Below are 15543 nucleotides of genomic sequence, written 5' to 3'. Positions count from 1 at the left end.
AATAAATACAAAAACCTTTTTCACTTCTAATCACCCCATAACAGCAAATTTTATAACCCAATTTTTCTAAAGGGGCTCCACTTAGAAGCTATCAATCTAGCATAATTCCCACAATTCTGAGTGGCAGTGCCTTGTGGATCATTCCGCCAATTATGTTCAGGGTTTGCATATACACTATTAAAGGTCGTCCCTATAACAAAGCTATTGATATAATCTTTGCGGTTCCACTTATAGTCATTGTAGTCATTCATGACAGTGATCACTCGATCTAGATAAGTTAAGCGTTCTACATTAGTAAGCTTCTTTAGCGAGTAGGCAGCTCTAATCAAATAAGTCACCCATGTTAGATCATAAGCGGTAATCCCTATTCTCGGAGCACGATACAAATAATAATAGACCACCTCTAATTCTATCTGTTCCGCTGACCCACTCGGAAATGAAGACAAATAACGTTCTCGTTCTGTCTCTTCCATACAAGACAGCTTCGTATACATTTGTTCAAATACGTGACGTGTCCCTTTAATTAAAAGCCAATCCAGTCTTGCATGGAGACTCTCTTTATCTGTAATTTGCCATCTGATTAATTCAGTCTCCATGTCACGTACTCTTTTGAAAGCAAGTGCTGTATTTTGCTGATAATAGCTTGCCGTTTGGCCCACAAACACAATGGAGCTCAATACACCCTCATATGTTGTGAGTTGCTTTTTCTGTTTTCTATCAAAAGGAGCCATCAAGTGTTCATCCCCTTCCATTTATACAAACCTCTTATACATACCTCAGCCATCGCCATAAATTACGAATCTGATTAAAAATAAACCAATACATCAGCACTAATATAACGATATAAGGGGACCATTTATACGCTAATTGCTTGACATTCCCAAGCAAATCAGCTTGTGTATCGATATAAAATTCACTAACAGGATGATCAAGCACATAGGAAGCATTGCGCTTTTCTCCATACCCCAAGCTTGCCCATGCTGCAAAAGCCTTATTTAAAATAGAACTAACTAATAGCTTAGGTCTACCTACTATTTTTACATTACTCGTATTGTTTATATTATTGGTGATTACAAGGATAGATTCGTTGCCAACATAACCTATAAAAACATAACCTACCCCAGATTTAGGTAGCTCATTTTGGTTTACCTGCTCCTTTGTTTTCTCATCAGCATCCACGAATTTTTCCATATCACCTTGATAAACTCGATTAAGTCCAATATATTTAACCTGCGAAAGCTCAAGCCTCGCTGTTTGATTTTGCTCAAATGCCTGCTTGAGCTCTGCAGTATTGCCTACAGGTTGAACGTGGTGACGTACATCGTCATTACTACGGATATACTCCCAAGGTGACATGCCTAATTCATTTTTAACCTCAACATAAATAAAGCTTTGCAGAAACACCGCTGCAATAATAACTAGCCATGCCAGCTTTAACCCTTTAATTAGTCCAAGCACACGTTGCTGAAATGTCATCCCCATCCCTAAAAGACGAAGCAATTGCATTCTTTCCTTACGATTTCCTTTGGGAAGTGCTTGAAATCTTCGCTCAGAAATGATCGCAAGCCCAGTAATTGCCTCAATATCATTGGGGACTCTGGAAAGCATCAACTCACATATTTGTTCAGCTTGATCAAGTTGCCCTAATTCTAAATGACATTGAAGGGCTAGCGCTAACGCGCCAGTATGATCTGGTGTACAACGTAAAATAGGCTCAATAGCTTGTAAAGCTTCCTTCGCTTCATGACAGTAATAATCAAAATAAGCGCGATGTAGCCACATATCTTGAATGTCTGGATACTTTACAGCTCCTTGTTGACTGATCTCCCGCCCCCATTGTAAATCTCCCGTCATGGTACAATAAGTGCATATTAAATGGATTAAAGCAGGGTCTTCTGCAAATTGCTTTTGCGCAGCAATCAGTGCAGCTCTGGCATCCTCAAGCTCATGATTCAGGAGAGCGCTACACGCCACCTCTCGCTTCGCCAAATAGGAGTCATAATCTAATTCTTCCGCTTGAAGTAGTTCAACATAGTTAAATAAACATTCTGGGGAACGTTGAATGACCCGTTTATAAATTTGTGGATATCTTACCTCAAAATCATTTGGGTTTTTATAATAGGTTCCAGTCCAATCAAAGGATTGATTCAATATGTCCCATATTTCAATAGGTAAATAACAATACTCATTTAAAAAATATGATATTTCCTTAAAAAGCTTTTCACTTACTGAAATATTCCACATTACTTTGTCCTGTAAAAGGACCAGCCAGCATGACTCATCAATACGACGTGAAAAATCATCATAAAGGTTAGCGACCTTCTGTATAAACGCAGCTACAACCTCATCTGGCGTAGCAAAATTTTGTGTCCTATTAAAATCTAACACAAGTTTAGGTGGTATATGGTTTTGCTTGTTATGCGTTGGTTGTTTTATTGGAGGCTTTACTTGTTCAGAAGGCTTTGGCTGCTCTTCTAATTCAACTGTGTTACTATGTAGTTGGCTTTGCTTCATCGCCCACTCATAAGCTTCACGTAACGCTTGATACCCTTGTGGATCGTCTTCAGGATGATACATTTTTAGCTTGGAAGCATATGCACGCTTAATCAATTTAACATCGCTGGTTGGCTCAATGCCTAGCCGCTCCCATTTATTCAACATCATCACCTCTTTAGCAGGTCAGTTCTCCATTTTTCCATAACAAAAAGCCTCTGCTACCATATTATACAAAAGGTCATTCCTCTTGTGGTGCAAAGGCTTTAAATTTTTACATTTACATATTAAAAAATGATACAGGTTGGCGCCTGAATGGCGAGGGTATGACCCGTTGGTGATAGCTCCCCTGTTGCGAGATCACGCCGAAAGCTAACAATTTCATTACTATTTTGATTAGCAACAAAAACATATTGCCCTTGGATTGCAAAATTACGAGGCCAGCCTCCAAGCACAGAATGCCATGTTGGGGAATGGAGTAAGCCAGTGTTTCGATCTACATTATATTTAACGATGCAATCTTCTCCCCGATTGGAGCCGTACAGATAGTTCCCATCCTCTGAAACATGAATATCCGCCGCAATATTGTCAACTTGACTACCTTCAGGTAAAGAGGAAAAGTGCTGTTTTATCGTTAAAGCACCTGTATCGACATTAAAATCATATGCTGTGATCGTATTGTTAAGCTCATTTATACCATAGGCATAAGGCAGCTTAGGATGAAATACAAGATGGCGAGGTCCAGCTCCTGGGGGTAGCTTTACACGTCCAACCTCCGATAACAATCCTGCATCCACGTTGTATTGCACGATAACATCCATCCCAAGATCTGATACATACGCATACTGCTGAGTAGGGTCTAGAATTATTTGATGTGCATGTGCATCCCCTTGACGATCAGGAACAACTTGACTTCCTCCCTGATGCTGAATTTGTGTAAGTAGCTGGTAGGGTTGACCCTTTTCATCTAATGCATAGCTAAAAATGTGTGCGCTCGAATAATGGGCAACATAAACGAAACCTGCCCCACTTAAGGTGAGATGACAAGCGTCTTGTCCCTCCATCAGAAGGCGGCTTTTTAGGGATAATATAGGTTGATTTTTTGTTAATTGAGAGGTTAATTCAGGCTTGATTATGTCATACGTGTATAAAGCACTTGGTCCAGCCTCACTAACCGCATACAATTTATCCTTTTGTTGATTTAAGGCGATAAAGGAAGGGTTTTTAACACCACCCACACTGTTTACTTGCTGTAGCTTTCCCGTAACGATATCAAGCGTACAAACATGAATCCCCTGCTCGTCCTCTTGCGCATAAGTTCCCACATAAAAAGTAACCTGTCTCTCCAACATGTTCACTTCCCTCACTATTCTATAAATAGTAGCTTATTTATTAGCAGCATTAATGAAGTTTTCCTCTATAAGCTCCTTAAAATTATAATAACTCAATTTGATATGTTATAATATGTTCGCTACTGGATATATAAGTTTAGTCATGCTGACTTTGAAGAAAGGAAGACGCTATATGAACCTTTTACATTCACCCTATTTTCCCGTTGTTATGACCATTGTTGGTATTTTAATGGCAGTGTCCGCGATCGTAATTCGATTAAAAGCAAGTCATCGCCCTGTCAATATAAAAAAAATAATTATGCCCCCTGTAGGAATGGCAACAGGATTTGCGATGTTCATAGCTCCTGAAATGCACATTCCCTTATTATGGGCGCTCATTGCTTTTTTAGTGGGGTGGTTTGTCTTTTCTTATCCTTTGATCCGGACTACACACTTTGAAGTAGAGGAAGGACATATTTATGCTAAACGTTCCCCTCAATTTGCTTTTATTTTGATCGGACTATTAGTCATTCGTTTATTGCTACACGGTGTTGTTGAACAATATATTTCCGTCTTACAGACGGGATCGGTATTTTTTATTTTGGCCTTTGGTATGATTTTACGTTGGCGACTTTTTATGCTTCGCAAATTTACAGAGATGACGGGCACGGCTTCCTATAGTCAATAATATGCAGCCTATTTTACATGCTGCGACTGCGATCCTGTGGACGCAATATTGCTGAACCTACTGTAAGCAGGATTAACGCCATCAACCCTAAAATGCTAAGTGGGATTACAATACTGTCGAGGGAATTCCCAGCAGACAATTCTTCAACGGCCTGTATTGCCCACTTTTGTGGTACAAAATTAGCTATACGTTGCATAAAATCAGGCATAAATGTGATTGGCCAAAAACAACCCCCTAACATACAAGTAGGGAAAATGATCAAATTGTTTAACATCCCTATATTTTGCGGATTACGTATAAAACCTGCCACTGTACTCGCAATCCCCATCGTAACAAGCATAAAAGCGCTTAAAATGACGATGTGTGGTAAAAGTGCAACTCCATATTCATAACCCATAACATAACGGCTAACCAGCACAATAATAATAATTTGCAACAGTCCTACACATAAGCTCCCTAAAAAGTTACCTACCGTAATTTGAAATGATGTCACGGGTGCGGTATATATTCTTGCCAAAGTACGTTGACTGCGATCCTGCGCAATATGCAAAACTGTATTTGAGACTAAGCCCATTAAAAACATTAATGTAAAACCTGTAACGAGCGATAATCCCTCTTTAGGATACAACTGTAAATCAAGTTTTTGGGTAGTAATCTTTGCTTGACCTACTGCTTCAAAGATTTTTATGAAGCTTTCCTCTCTATCGCCCCCCTGAGTTGAAACACCACTTTGAATTGCAATGTCATGTAGCATACTGATGTCTTCATCTAGCTTTACTCTTGCCATGTATGAATCCTGACTAGTCACCATTTCATAAACAGGGGTGATTGGCGTTTGTCCCGCGAATAAAGCTTCAGTGAAGTTGTCAGGAATGCTTATCCCCAAACCTGCTTTGAACCTCAGTAAGTTATCTTTCATGTCTGCTTCAGTTTGAAACTCTCTCATATCATAGTTCTCTATTTCAGCTAATTGTTTAATTAATGATTTACTAGCTATACCATCTTGCTCATGATTTACATAAGCAATCGTAAACTTGGAATCTGAACCACCACCCACAAACCCTGCTAATACAGCAACCACAATACTCGGAAGAACAATTTGCAGTAAAAATCCTTTACGTGTACCAATCGTCCTTTTTACCATGTTCCAAGCAATCGTTAAACTATTCATTATAACCCACCTTCCGATACACAATGACGCTAATAAGGAGGATCACTGCGCTGTAAATCCCTAATATTGAAATATGATGAACTATCTTAGCCATATCACCAGTCAACATCATATTCATAATGCCTTGCGAAGCATGATAATTCACCGTATATTCTCCTAATTTACTAATAAACTCATCATTGATGGGTCTAAATCCTCCGCTAACAAAGGTCATAACCACGATTATACTTTGAATAATAATACTTGTAGTTGCACTTGATTTAACAACCAATGTAATGACAGTCGCCATGAGCATTGAAATCATAATAATAAGAAAACAAATAATGACTAAGTAAAGCGGGTGTGCTCCCCAATTCACACCATAAAGCCAATGTGTACCTAAAATAATAACGGTCGCCTGAATCATCGCCATGACGCTATTGCCTAATATTTTGCCCATAAAAATAGTAGTGGAGCTGATAGGCATTCCCTTTAGACGAGCTAAAGTTTTGTTTTTTTGCTCACTTTGCAAGCTAATACTTGTAGTCAGACCTGAATACAATAAAAACATGGTTAACATAGAGCAGGCATAGACTTGAAAGGAAGAAAAGTTTATTCCCGTATCACTGATTGCTCTCATCTGTACGAAACTAGTATTTGTTTGATCAGCGGAACTAGGCTTGGTAATTACAGCTCCTCCACCAACTAACGTTACATTTAATTGTTTTAAATAACCCTCAATCATGAACATGCCGATCTTATTTTTAGTACTATCTTTTCCTTCGATAATTTCCCATACCACCTTATCTCCACTTTTAACTGATTGAAAAAGGTGAGCAGGAATAATCATCGCTAGATCAATTTTTTGCTCCTTAAGCTGTGCAATTGCCTCCTCTTTATTGTTACCTTGAACAATATGTAGTTGGTCTTTCATATCAGGACTAATTATAAATTGATTCCAACCTATTTTTTCCAAGTCATCACTATCACTGTGATTGATCACCATAATCGAAATAGGATCTACATTGGGTTTCTCGGTTGTAGTATAAAGATTAGACAATGCACTTCCAATAATAAAAATTAAAAGCATTGGTAATAGGAACTGATTGAGCAAAACAGTACGTGTACGTGTTAATCGTTTCAATTCAAACCAAGTAATCGTCCATAAGTTCACCATAATCACCTCAATTAGTCCCGTAAGTTACGACCGGTCAAATTTAAAAATAACGTTTCAAGCGTAGGCTGCTCACAAGACACAGAATGAATGATTGCTTCATGCTTTGCACATATAAATAAAATATCCTGTAAGTGTGCCTGTGAGGATTTGATATATATATTAAGCTCTTCCTCGTGAGACTCTAGCTTTAAAATTTGCGGATGTGTTTTTAATTCCTGTAGCATTTGTGCAGTAATCCCTGTCAGCTTCATCACAATTTTTTCATGATCTGCAACACGACTCTGTAGTTCCCCTTGTGTCCCGCTAGCAATTACATGGCCTTGATCTACTATCGCTACCCGATCACAAATGGCTGAAACCTCCTCCATATAGTGACTTGTATAAATAATCGTTGAGCCCATTTCATTTAATGCCCGCACCGATTCTAAAATATGATTTCTTGATTGTGGATCAATCCCCACCGTTGGTTCATCCATAATGATAAGCTTTGGACGATGCATGATGGCACAAGCAATGTTTAATCTTCGTTTCATTCCGCCTGAGAAGGTGTGCGGTAGCTCCTTCCCCCGATCTTCTAGCCCTACAAAAGCCAATGCCTCATGAACACGTTCCTTCAGCATTGCCCCTCGTAATCCATACAGCTTTCCAAAAAAGGAAACATTATCGTATGCACTCATATTTTCATATACTGCAATGTCCTGTGGGACTAAGCCAATGCTGCGCTTAACCTCCATCGGATTTTTTTGTATAGATAAGCCATCGATCTGTATTTCTCCTTGATCTGGCTCTAACAGTCCAACAATCATATTAATCGTTGTGCTTTTTCCCGCTCCATTTGGCCCTAACAATCCAAAAATTTCACCTTGTCCAATACTAAGATTCAAATGGTCTACGGACACTTTATTTCCATATCGCTTTACCACTTGATCGAGCTTAACAAATGACATAATCATAACCCCCGCTAACATTTTAGTAATTTGATTGTAGCAAATCCTATTAGCGCTGAAAGCTCTCTTTTGTCATAGATGTAAGATGACTTTAGTCACCTCTTTTCCAAGATCGAGTTGTGCTATAATGGGGCAGACCTAAATTAGTGGATGACAATAATGTAGATGGAGGGCTACGGAACAAAGGTTCTTGCGATCGCTCTTAAAACCAGATTACTGATATTCATATCCTTAATGTTGAAATCCGGTTTTAAATACGAACGTTTCACTTCTCCAGAATCCTTTGTCCCTACGCTAGTCGTGGTTCATTGTCATCCACTAATTTTAAAAAAACAAATAGATTACTCGATTTTGTAATTCATTAAATCGTGTGAATGGTAATTAGATAAAGACTAATAAATATGAATTTATAAGGAATTAGGGATTAGATCATGATTAAAACTAGTGTGTTGTATATGCTCAAATTCATTTTTGTATTCGTTACGCTGTTTTTAGGCATTTTTCAGATTTCTGCACCAAATCAAGGCATTTATATGATCCATATTCTTCTCTATATTGCCTTTGTTGTAGTTGGAAATATACGTTATAAGCAAGCTACACTTCTTTTATTTTCATTAGTGGAAATCGGAGTAACGACTTGGCTTGTTGAGCAATATGGTCTATCTACTGTACTGCTGGTGCTTGCACCCGTATTTAGTTACGTGCCTTCAAATATACCACGCGTTCAGCAAATTATTGTTATGGGCATTCACCTGCTTGCGGTAAACTATGTATTATGGCATGAATCTTTTATTTTTATTATTAATATTGTGATTTTGTTGTTTATTGCAGTGGTTGCTATATTGGATTATTACCATAAAGAACTGGATAGGTTATATCAACATTATGATTATCTTAAAGAGCAGCATTTTGAATTAAATGATAGTAAAGAACAGATCCTTCAATTTGCAAAGCAGGTCGAAGATGTGGCCCAAGCAGGCGAACGTAACCGAATCTCACAGCAGCTTCACGACCAGCTTGGTCACCGACTGATACGTATCAAAATGATGGCAGAAGCAGCGCTACAAATCATGCCAACGCAGTCTGATAAAGCGGTGAGCATGTTTCAGCAGGTACGAGATCAGCTTTCTACAAGTCTAGATGAGATGAGATCAACCGTACGTGGTTTACGCCCTTTTAGCCATGTCAATCTCATTCAGTCCTTGCGTAACTTGTTAGAGGAGGTTGGGAGAGAGTCAGGGGTACAAACCTCTCTTACCGTGGAAGGTACTCCTACTTCTTTATATCCGAGTCAAGACTTAATTTTTTATCGAAATGCTCAGGAGGCATTAACTAACGCTCTAAAGCATGGGCAACCGAGAGAGGTTAAAATTGTAATTGATTATCAACAACAGTGTGTTGTAATGAGTGTGATGAATGACGGTCTTATCCCTAGCCAGTTTGACGAGAATCATCCTACAACATTGAGAGGGTTAGGCGTATTAGGAATGAAGGAACGATGCCAGCTTGCTGGAGGGTCTTTAAGCTTCAAGCTTGCTCCGCATTTTACAGTTATAAGCACTTTACCTATTCATAAATTACCAGAAGGAAACTAAGGAGCGTGGCTATGTCACAAATCAATGTATTTATCGTTGACGATGATCCATTCATTAGAGAAAGTCTTACTTTATTACTTGGAATGGATTCAGAGATTAACATTGTAGGCAGTGCAGGCGATGGAGATGAAGCTGTGGAAGCCATCTCGCTACTGCAACATACACCTGATATTGTGCCTCATGTCGTATTAATGGACATTCGTATGCCAATCTGTGATGGTGTGGAAGGGACATTAAAAGTAAAAGCATTAAATGAAAATATTAGCGTACTTATACTCACAACATTTGATGATGATGAATTTATTATTGAAGCGTTGCGTAATGGAGCAAGTGGTTATTTACTCAAAAACATTCCCCCTGACCGTATTATCCAAGGGATCAAGACGGTATTTGGGGGTAGCATGCTCATTCATCCTGATATTGCCCGCAAACTATCTGGACTGCTACGTCCCTCCTCCCCAGTAAAACATCAACACGATTGGGCAAAGGAGTTAACGATTGCTGAATTTAATATCGTCACACTTATCGCTGAAGGCATGTCAAATAAGGAGATTGCCAGCAAACTATTTTTAAGTGAGGGCACCGTCAAAAATTATATTACAGATATTTTAAGCAAGCTGGGTGTACGGGATCGGACACAAATTGCAATTATGTATTTGAAAATGAAATGAAGCTAAGCTTAGACTCAAAGCAGAAAAGTGCCTGTATTAGCAGGTAGAAGACCGCTACGGTACAGAGAGTTCCTACGATCGCTGTTAAAGCGCAATTCTTTTCATAATTATAATACAGGTTAGAATCGGTCTTTAAAGGCGATCTTCGAAATCTCCCTGTCCCTCCGCTAACCAATACCCACTAATTCCTGTACATTGTTATGAGTACCTTTTAAAAGCTAAGCCTAACCTCATTATAAAAAAGCAGCCCAAGTAAGGAATACCTTAGCTTTGGACTGCTCATTTTATAAAAAATTATGTTATTGATCTATCTTGACGCCTTTAGGTAGCGATTTTTGATCAGCGTTGGTGTTAACTAATTGAGGTAACAGCTTTGTTCCTTTGACCATAGTAGACGAACAAAGTGGACATTCAGGTGTGTAGTCAAATGTAAAGTTATCTCTCATCCATCCATTACAATCATCGTTGCTGCAAGACCAAATTTCAGTGTTTTCCTCAGGAATTTCTTCTAACGGTTTCTTACGGTAATTCATCTTTATCCCCCTATTCAGGTATTGATAAACCCCACAAAACAATTAAAAACGGTGTTCATCGCTCCATTTAAAAGTGCGACAACCGTTTCACATAGAAATTATATGCAATCCAAAAGGAAATTATTCCTCGGCTTTTTGCTGCAAAGTGTAGTGTCTAGGTCTTAAATAAAAACTGCTCCCAACTTGCGTCAAGAGCAGTCTAATGTTTTATTACAATTTTACAACGTTTTCGGCTTGTGGTCCACGGTTGCCTTGAACAACATTGAATTGTACACGTTGTCCTTCGTCAAGAGTTTTGAAACCTTCGCCAGTGATTGCGCTGAAATGTACGAATACATCGTTTCCGCCTTCAACTTCGATAAAACCAAAGCCTTTCTCAGCGTTAAACCATTTAACTGTTCCTGTTTCCATGAGGGTACCTCCTAAAAAATATTAACATGATCCTTTTTTAAAAATATAAGAAAATTTCTTTTCTTATACCGCTCGTAAAAAACAATACCTATAAGCTTTAAACCAATAGGACGTTTCCACTACTATAAAAAAATTCACATATTGAAAAAAGCTCCATTACTAAGAGTGTAACTCTTTTCAATGTGTGAATACGCTTTTACCTTATTATAGCCTCCCCCACAATAAAAAGCAAATGCTGAACGTAAAATAAAAAAATAAATATTTTACAATTTTATTTGACATCTCAAAATTACCAGCTAGACAGAACATCGCATTCACACTATAATGTCAATGTAATCCGCAGTTTATAGTCAGGGGTGCTGGAATTGGCCGGCTGAGAGTGTATCCCGTATGAAGATACTGACCCTTAAACCTGATCTGGGTAATGCCAGCGTAGGAAGTTGTTAAATTATGGATGTTAATTTATTACTTCAACCTACCGCACCCTTAGATAAGGGTGCTTTTTTTCGGCAAAAATAGATAATTATGCGGAAATCACACAAACGAAGGAGCGAAAGCATCAGTGCGTAAAAGAATATCTTTACTGCTTATTGGTTGTCTAGTTTTTGTATTAGCAGCATGTAGTACAGCAACAAAGTCAACAAATGAAGGTTCTGAGCAATCTAATGGTAGTGCCACACTCAAACCAGTTAAGGTTGTATTGGACTGGAGCCCTAACACGAATCATACTGGGTTATATGTAGCTAAAGAGCAAGGTTACTATAAGGAAGAAGGTCTAGATGTAGAGATAGTTTTACCTGGTTCAGGTGGATCTGATGCTATGGTCGCTTCAAATGAGGTACCTTTTGGGGTTAGCATTCAAGAAAATGTAACTCAAGGTCGTACTCAAGGTGTTCCATTAGTGTCACTCGCAGCCGTTATTCAACATAACACCTCAGGTTTTGCTGCACCCGTTGCCAAGGGGATTAAATCTCCTAAGGATTTTGAAGGTAAAACTTATGGTGGCTGGGGTTCTCCTGTTGAAGAAGCCGTTATGAAAACGATTATGGATTTAGATCAAGGCGATGTGAAAAAGGTCAATATTGTAAGTATTGGTGAAGCAGATTATTTTACCGCAGTAAAAAGAGATATTGACTTCGCTTGGATTTTTTATGCTTGGACAGGAATTGAGGCAGAGCTTCGTGGAGAAGCTTTGAACATGTTATATGTTAAAGACTATTCACCAAGTCTGGATTACTACACGCCAGTCATTGTTAGTAATGAAACAACCATCAAAAATGACCCTGATCTTGTAAAAGCTTTTATGAGAGCAACGACAAAAGGATATGAGTATGCAATTAAGCATCCAGATGAATCCGCAGCCATGCTACTCAAGGCAGTGCCTGACTTAGACGAAAAGCTAGTTAAGGCAAGTCAAAAATGGCTAAGTCCTAAATACCAAGATGATGCAGCTCGTTGGGGTGAGCAAAAACGTGAGGTATGGCAAAATTACTCTGATTGGATGTTTGAAAGAGGTTTGTTAGATAAAAAGCTAGATACCGATCAAGCCTTTACAAATGATTTTTTACCTCAAAATTAGATAGTCTGAGAAAATCAATAAAAATCAAAATACTTTTAACATAAAGAGAGGATGTATTCACTCATGGCTAACGCATTATTAAGTATTCAGGTTATTCCAAAAACTCCAGGTGGTGCAGATGTCATCCCTTATGTGGATGAAGCAATTAAAGTGATTCAAAACTCTGGTGTCAAATATCAGGTAAGTCCGCTTGAAACTACAATGGAGGGCGAATTATCCGAGCTTCTTGAAATCGTCGCTAAAATGAATGAAGCTTTAATTGCCTTTGGAAGCAATAGTGTCATTTCTCAAGTGAAAATTTTGTACAATCCTGAAGGCGCAAGCATGGATAAGCTAACGGAGAAATACCGTCCATGAAGGCTTCGCAATTTATAAAAAATATTTGGCCGCCCATCGTGGCGGTCCTCTTGTTTATTATAGCTTGGGAGCTTGCTACTGATTTTTTTCAAATCGAGAAATGGATTTTGCCCAGTCCAACCGATATTATGAAGGAAGCACGTACTGGGGCATTCAGTCTCTGGCAGCATACACAAGCTACGCTAGAGCTTATGCTTATCGGCTTCGGAATAGGGACAGCCTTTGGTTTACTTGTTGCTTTTTTATTGGATTATGTTCCTTTTTTGAAAGCAAGCGTCTATCCGTTAATCATTTTAAGTCAAAATATTCCGAGTATCGCCTTAGCCCCTTTACTTATGATTTGGTTTGGCTTCGGTATTTTGCCTAAAATTATCATTATTACACTCGTATGTTTTTTCCCTGTCACTGTTGCTGCCTTAGATGGTCTACATCGCACTGATCCGATCATGTTAAACTACATGAAGATGATTGGAGCATCCAAGGCTGATATTTTCCGTAAGCTAAAAATTCCATTTGCACTACCAACGATTTTTTCGGGTATTAAAATTGCAGCTACGTATAGTGTGATGGGGGCTGTAGTAGCTGAATGGATTGGAGCTAATAAAGGAATTGGATATTATTTATTGCTACAAAAGTCATCTTTTCGTACAGATCGTATTTTTGTAGGCATTTGTATCATCGTTCTAATCAGCTTAGCCATGTTTGCACTTATAAGCTTATTGGAGAAGTGGATGATTCGTTACAAACCACAAGAACACAAATAGGATGAAGGCGAATAATTATGAATACAATAAATCACAGTAGTTCTCATAGCTCTCAAAGCTCTCATAGCAATGCCGTTCCTTTGCTACAAATTAATCATGTACACAAAAGCTTTAAGCAAGGCAAGCAAAAGCTCCATGTGCTTAATGATATTAGTTTAAGCGTGTCAGTGGGAGAATTCGTATCCATTATCGGACCTTCAGGTTGTGGCAAAAGTACACTATTTCATCTCATTGGTGGCTTAATGCCTGTAGACAAAGGGGAAATTAAACTCCAAGGGAAAACAATTAATGGGGAACGTGGCCATATTAGCTATATTCCGCAACAGTCCGCATTGTTTCCATGGCGAAATATATTAGATAACTTATTGTTGGCGCAAGAAATCGCTGGGACTACGGGTCCAAATTCGAAGCAGGAAGCCCTTGACTGGCTGGATAAGGCTGGGATGGCTGGCTTTGAAAAAGCTTATCCTCATATGTTATCAGGCGGCATGCAGCAGCGTGTTTCCTTTTTAAGAGGGATGCTGGCCCCACAGGAAATCATGTGTCTAGATGAGCCCTTTAGCTCATTAGATGCCTTAACTAGGGCGGATATGCAGCGTTGGTTGTTGGACATATGGGAGTCACATCAGCGTTCTGTCCTCATGATTACACATAGTATTGATGAAGCTTTAATGTTATCTGACAAAATTTATTTGTTATCCAATCGACCTGCAAGTGTACTTCAGGTTATCGATGTCCCATTTGGGCGTCCTAGACAAGAGGAGTTAGAAACGAATCCTTTATTTTTACAATTAAAACAGGAAATATCTCATTGGATGAGACAAGAACAACAGCAGATTAAAAATTAATAAAGGAAGGTCCCCACTTTATGACAAAATATAAAGTATTCGAGGGAACCTTCCTTTTATTTAACTAATCTTTCGAATAGATATTTAGCGTTTGGTCGGTTAAGGTCATAAAGGCATGGACAACTTCAGTATCAAACTGCTTGCCCGCATGTCTCAGAAGCTCTAGCTTCGCTTCAGCTGGGGTTAGCTTCCTTCCATATGGGCGATCTGATAGCATACTATCAAATGCATCTATTACACTACAGATTCTAGCAAACCAAGGTATATCTTCTCCCTGTAGTCCAGCGGGATAACCTGAGCCATCCCATCGCTCATGATGATAATGAACAACATTGATGATTTCTTCATCAAAACCAGTTTGTTCCTCCATAATTTCGGCACCAAGCAATGGGTGCAACTTAATAATATTCCACTGCTCCTTACTTAACGGTTGAGTTTGCATAATTAAATCCCGAGGAATCATTGTTTTCCCAATATCATGTAAAAAACAACCTCGAATTAGCTTTCTCTTATCTTCCTCACTTAATCCAAGCGGTTCAGCAATTTTCTCAGCAAGTATAGCCACTCGAATACAGTGCTGATATGTTTCTGCATGCTTTTGGCGCAGCATATTCACCCAATGCTCTGCATCTGGCTCTTTATTTAGATACAATTGTGTTATATCTTTGGTTGGAACCATCACGTGTTTGCCTCCCAGACCTAGTTATTATTTCTACTATGGTGCATTACTTAACGCAATTCTTTTAAAACCCTGTACTATAAAGCGACAAAATACGATGTCACTTTCATTATGTATAGGACAAAAGTATGCGGGTATAACTACAATTAGACACTATTGTGCTATATATTTTATAAGCATCAGCATAGTATATTTATGCAGACTATACCTAAGTAGTAGACCCTTTGTCGTACAATAACAATTATGCGACACGAATATGACAACAGGAGGCATATCGGATGGAATTAAATTCAAATTTCATTACATCATTAGACACCTAT

Annotated in this window: 16 protein-coding genes and 1 riboswitch; of the genes, 7 read left to right on the top strand and 9 right to left on the bottom strand. The window is 38.6% G+C overall.

Annotated elements, in window-relative coordinates; translation table 11 throughout:
* Nucleotides 1–50 precede the first annotated feature (50 nt).
* The 3 genes from J2Z32_RS17290 to J2Z32_RS17280 form a co-directional block, all read right to left on the bottom strand.
* On the bottom strand, nucleotides 51–731 hold the full coding sequence (locus J2Z32_RS17290; protein WP_210090441.1) for a DUF1266 domain-containing protein: 681 nt from the start codon (nucleotides 729–731) through the stop codon (nucleotides 51–53).
* A 34-nt stretch (nucleotides 732–765) separates the two neighbouring features.
* Entirely contained in the window at nucleotides 766–2661 is a 1896-nt protein-coding gene (locus J2Z32_RS17285; protein ID WP_210090440.1) for a J domain-containing protein, read from the bottom strand.
* Between the two features lie 119 nt (nucleotides 2662–2780).
* The gene (locus tag J2Z32_RS17280) at nucleotides 2781–3845 is read right to left on the bottom strand and encodes a lactonase family protein (protein WP_210090439.1); all 1065 of its coding nucleotides are present in this window, start codon (nucleotides 3843–3845) and stop codon (nucleotides 2781–2783) included.
* 172 nt (nucleotides 3846–4017) lie between these two features.
* On the opposite strand from J2Z32_RS17280, the gene J2Z32_RS17275 reads away from it, so the two are divergent.
* Nucleotides 4018–4512 carry a CcdC family protein gene (locus tag J2Z32_RS17275; protein WP_210090438.1) on the top strand — a complete coding sequence of 165 codons (495 nt, stop codon included), beginning with the start codon at nucleotides 4018–4020 and terminating at the stop codon, nucleotides 4510–4512.
* Nucleotides 4513–4525: 13 nt separating this feature from the next.
* Here J2Z32_RS17275 and J2Z32_RS17270 read toward each other — a convergent pair whose 3' ends face one another.
* From J2Z32_RS17270 to J2Z32_RS17260, 3 genes are read right to left on the bottom strand one after another with little or no spacing between them, the layout of a single operon-like run.
* On the bottom strand, nucleotides 4526–5683 hold the full coding sequence (locus J2Z32_RS17270; protein WP_210090437.1) for an ABC transporter permease: 1158 nt from the start codon (nucleotides 5681–5683) through the stop codon (nucleotides 4526–4528).
* Nucleotides 5676–6839, bottom strand: a complete 1164-nt coding sequence (locus tag J2Z32_RS17265; protein WP_210090436.1) for an ABC transporter permease — start codon at nucleotides 6837–6839, stop codon at nucleotides 5676–5678. The genes J2Z32_RS17270 and J2Z32_RS17265 overlap by 8 nt, the downstream gene beginning before the upstream one ends.
* Before the next feature lie 11 nt (nucleotides 6840–6850).
* Entirely contained in the window at nucleotides 6851–7786 is a 936-nt protein-coding gene (locus J2Z32_RS17260) for an ABC transporter ATP-binding protein (RefSeq protein WP_210090435.1), read from the bottom strand.
* 431 nt (nucleotides 7787–8217) lie between these two features.
* Here J2Z32_RS17260 and J2Z32_RS17255 point away from each other — a divergent pair, with 431 nt between their 5' ends.
* Both J2Z32_RS17255 and J2Z32_RS17250 read left to right on the top strand, forming a co-directional pair.
* Nucleotides 8218–9381: a sensor histidine kinase gene (locus tag J2Z32_RS17255; RefSeq protein ID WP_210090434.1), complete on the top strand. Its 1164-nt coding sequence runs from the start codon at nucleotides 8218–8220 to the stop codon at nucleotides 9379–9381.
* Between the two features lie 11 nt (nucleotides 9382–9392).
* Nucleotides 9393–10052 carry a response regulator gene (locus J2Z32_RS17250; protein ID WP_210090433.1) on the top strand — a complete coding sequence of 220 codons (660 nt, stop codon included), beginning with the start codon at nucleotides 9393–9395 and terminating at the stop codon, nucleotides 10050–10052.
* 299 nt (nucleotides 10053–10351) lie between these two features.
* Here J2Z32_RS17250 and J2Z32_RS17245 read toward each other — a convergent pair whose 3' ends face one another.
* Both J2Z32_RS17245 and J2Z32_RS17240 read right to left on the bottom strand, forming a co-directional pair.
* Nucleotides 10352–10585: a cold-shock protein gene (locus tag J2Z32_RS17245; RefSeq protein ID WP_210090432.1), complete on the bottom strand. Its 234-nt coding sequence runs from the start codon at nucleotides 10583–10585 to the stop codon at nucleotides 10352–10354.
* Between the two features lie 210 nt (nucleotides 10586–10795).
* On the bottom strand, nucleotides 10796–10996 hold the full coding sequence (locus J2Z32_RS17240) for a cold-shock protein (protein ID WP_009223993.1): 201 nt from the start codon (nucleotides 10994–10996) through the stop codon (nucleotides 10796–10798).
* Between the two features lie 342 nt (nucleotides 10997–11338).
* A riboswitch (TPP riboswitch) is annotated at nucleotides 11339–11452 on the top strand.
* A 106-nt stretch (nucleotides 11453–11558) separates the two neighbouring features.
* On the opposite strand from J2Z32_RS17240, the gene J2Z32_RS17235 reads away from it, so the two are divergent.
* The 4 genes from J2Z32_RS17235 to J2Z32_RS17220 all read left to right on the top strand — a co-directional run bounded on the left by J2Z32_RS17235 (nucleotide 11559) and on the right by J2Z32_RS17220 (nucleotide 14544).
* On the top strand, nucleotides 11559–12575 hold the full coding sequence (locus tag J2Z32_RS17235) for an ABC transporter substrate-binding protein (RefSeq protein WP_210090431.1): 1017 nt from the start codon (nucleotides 11559–11561) through the stop codon (nucleotides 12573–12575).
* A gap of 63 nt (nucleotides 12576–12638) precedes the next feature.
* Nucleotides 12639–12932, top strand: coding sequence for a thiamine-binding protein (locus tag J2Z32_RS17230; RefSeq protein WP_210090430.1), 294 nt, complete (start codon nucleotides 12639–12641; stop codon nucleotides 12930–12932).
* The gene (locus tag J2Z32_RS17225) at nucleotides 12929–13696 is read left to right on the top strand and encodes an ABC transporter permease (RefSeq protein WP_210090429.1); all 768 of its coding nucleotides are present in this window, start codon (nucleotides 12929–12931) and stop codon (nucleotides 13694–13696) included. The genes J2Z32_RS17230 and J2Z32_RS17225 overlap by 4 nt, the downstream gene beginning before the upstream one ends.
* 17 nt (nucleotides 13697–13713) lie before the next feature.
* On the top strand, nucleotides 13714–14544 hold the full coding sequence (locus J2Z32_RS17220) for an ABC transporter ATP-binding protein (RefSeq protein WP_210090428.1): 831 nt from the start codon (nucleotides 13714–13716) through the stop codon (nucleotides 14542–14544).
* A 64-nt stretch (nucleotides 14545–14608) separates the two neighbouring features.
* Here J2Z32_RS17220 and J2Z32_RS17215 read toward each other — a convergent pair whose 3' ends face one another.
* A complete protein-coding gene (locus tag J2Z32_RS17215; RefSeq protein ID WP_210090509.1) occupies nucleotides 14609–15223 on the bottom strand; it encodes an HD-GYP domain-containing protein in 615 nt (204 codons plus the stop codon).
* Nucleotides 15224–15543 lie beyond the last annotated feature (320 nt).

It is taken from the genome of Paenibacillus turicensis, assembly GCF_017873435.1.
Taxonomy (GTDB): Bacteria; Bacillota; Bacilli; order Paenibacillales; family Paenibacillaceae; genus Fontibacillus; species Fontibacillus turicensis.
The sequence above is the reverse complement of the archived record's forward strand: the minus strand, read 5'-3'. Positions and strand labels throughout refer to the sequence as shown.

What these genes read in the sequence shown, in the direction of transcription:
- J2Z32_RS17270 (WP_210090437.1), bottom strand. Translation starts at nt 5,683, where the DNA reads ATGAATAGTTTAACGATTGCTTGGAACATGGTAAAAAGGACGATTGGT.
- J2Z32_RS17285 (WP_210090440.1), bottom strand. Translation starts at nt 2,661, where the DNA reads ATGTTGAATAAATGGGAGCGGCTAGGCATTGAGCCAACCAGCGATGTT.
- J2Z32_RS17230 (WP_210090430.1), top strand. Translation starts at nt 12,639, where the DNA reads ATGGCTAACGCATTATTAAGTATTCAGGTTATTCCAAAAACTCCAGGT.
- J2Z32_RS17275 (WP_210090438.1), top strand. Translation starts at nt 4,018, where the DNA reads ATGAACCTTTTACATTCACCCTATTTTCCCGTTGTTATGACCATTGTT.
- J2Z32_RS17250 (WP_210090433.1), top strand. Translation starts at nt 9,393, where the DNA reads ATGTCACAAATCAATGTATTTATCGTTGACGATGATCCATTCATTAGA.
- J2Z32_RS17215 (WP_210090509.1), bottom strand. Translation starts at nt 15,223, where the DNA reads ATGGTTCCAACCAAAGATATAACACAATTGTATCTAAATAAAGAGCCA.
- J2Z32_RS17225 (WP_210090429.1), top strand. Translation starts at nt 12,929, where the DNA reads ATGAAGGCTTCGCAATTTATAAAAAATATTTGGCCGCCCATCGTGGCG.
- J2Z32_RS17245 (WP_210090432.1), bottom strand. Translation starts at nt 10,585, where the DNA reads ATGAATTACCGTAAGAAACCGTTAGAAGAAATTCCTGAGGAAAACACT.
- J2Z32_RS17265 (WP_210090436.1), bottom strand. Translation starts at nt 6,839, where the DNA reads ATGGTGAACTTATGGACGATTACTTGGTTTGAATTGAAACGATTAACA.
- J2Z32_RS17255 (WP_210090434.1), top strand. Translation starts at nt 8,218, where the DNA reads ATGATTAAAACTAGTGTGTTGTATATGCTCAAATTCATTTTTGTATTC.
- J2Z32_RS17290 (WP_210090441.1), bottom strand. Translation starts at nt 731, where the DNA reads ATGGCTCCTTTTGATAGAAAACAGAAAAAGCAACTCACAACATATGAG.
- J2Z32_RS17280 (WP_210090439.1), bottom strand. Translation starts at nt 3,845, where the DNA reads ATGTTGGAGAGACAGGTTACTTTTTATGTGGGAACTTATGCGCAAGAG.
- J2Z32_RS17260 (WP_210090435.1), bottom strand. Translation starts at nt 7,786, where the DNA reads ATGTCATTTGTTAAGCTCGATCAAGTGGTAAAGCGATATGGAAATAAA.
- J2Z32_RS17240 (WP_009223993.1), bottom strand. Translation starts at nt 10,996, where the DNA reads ATGGAAACAGGAACAGTTAAATGGTTTAACGCTGAGAAAGGCTTTGGT.
- J2Z32_RS17220 (WP_210090428.1), top strand. Translation starts at nt 13,714, where the DNA reads ATGAATACAATAAATCACAGTAGTTCTCATAGCTCTCAAAGCTCTCAT.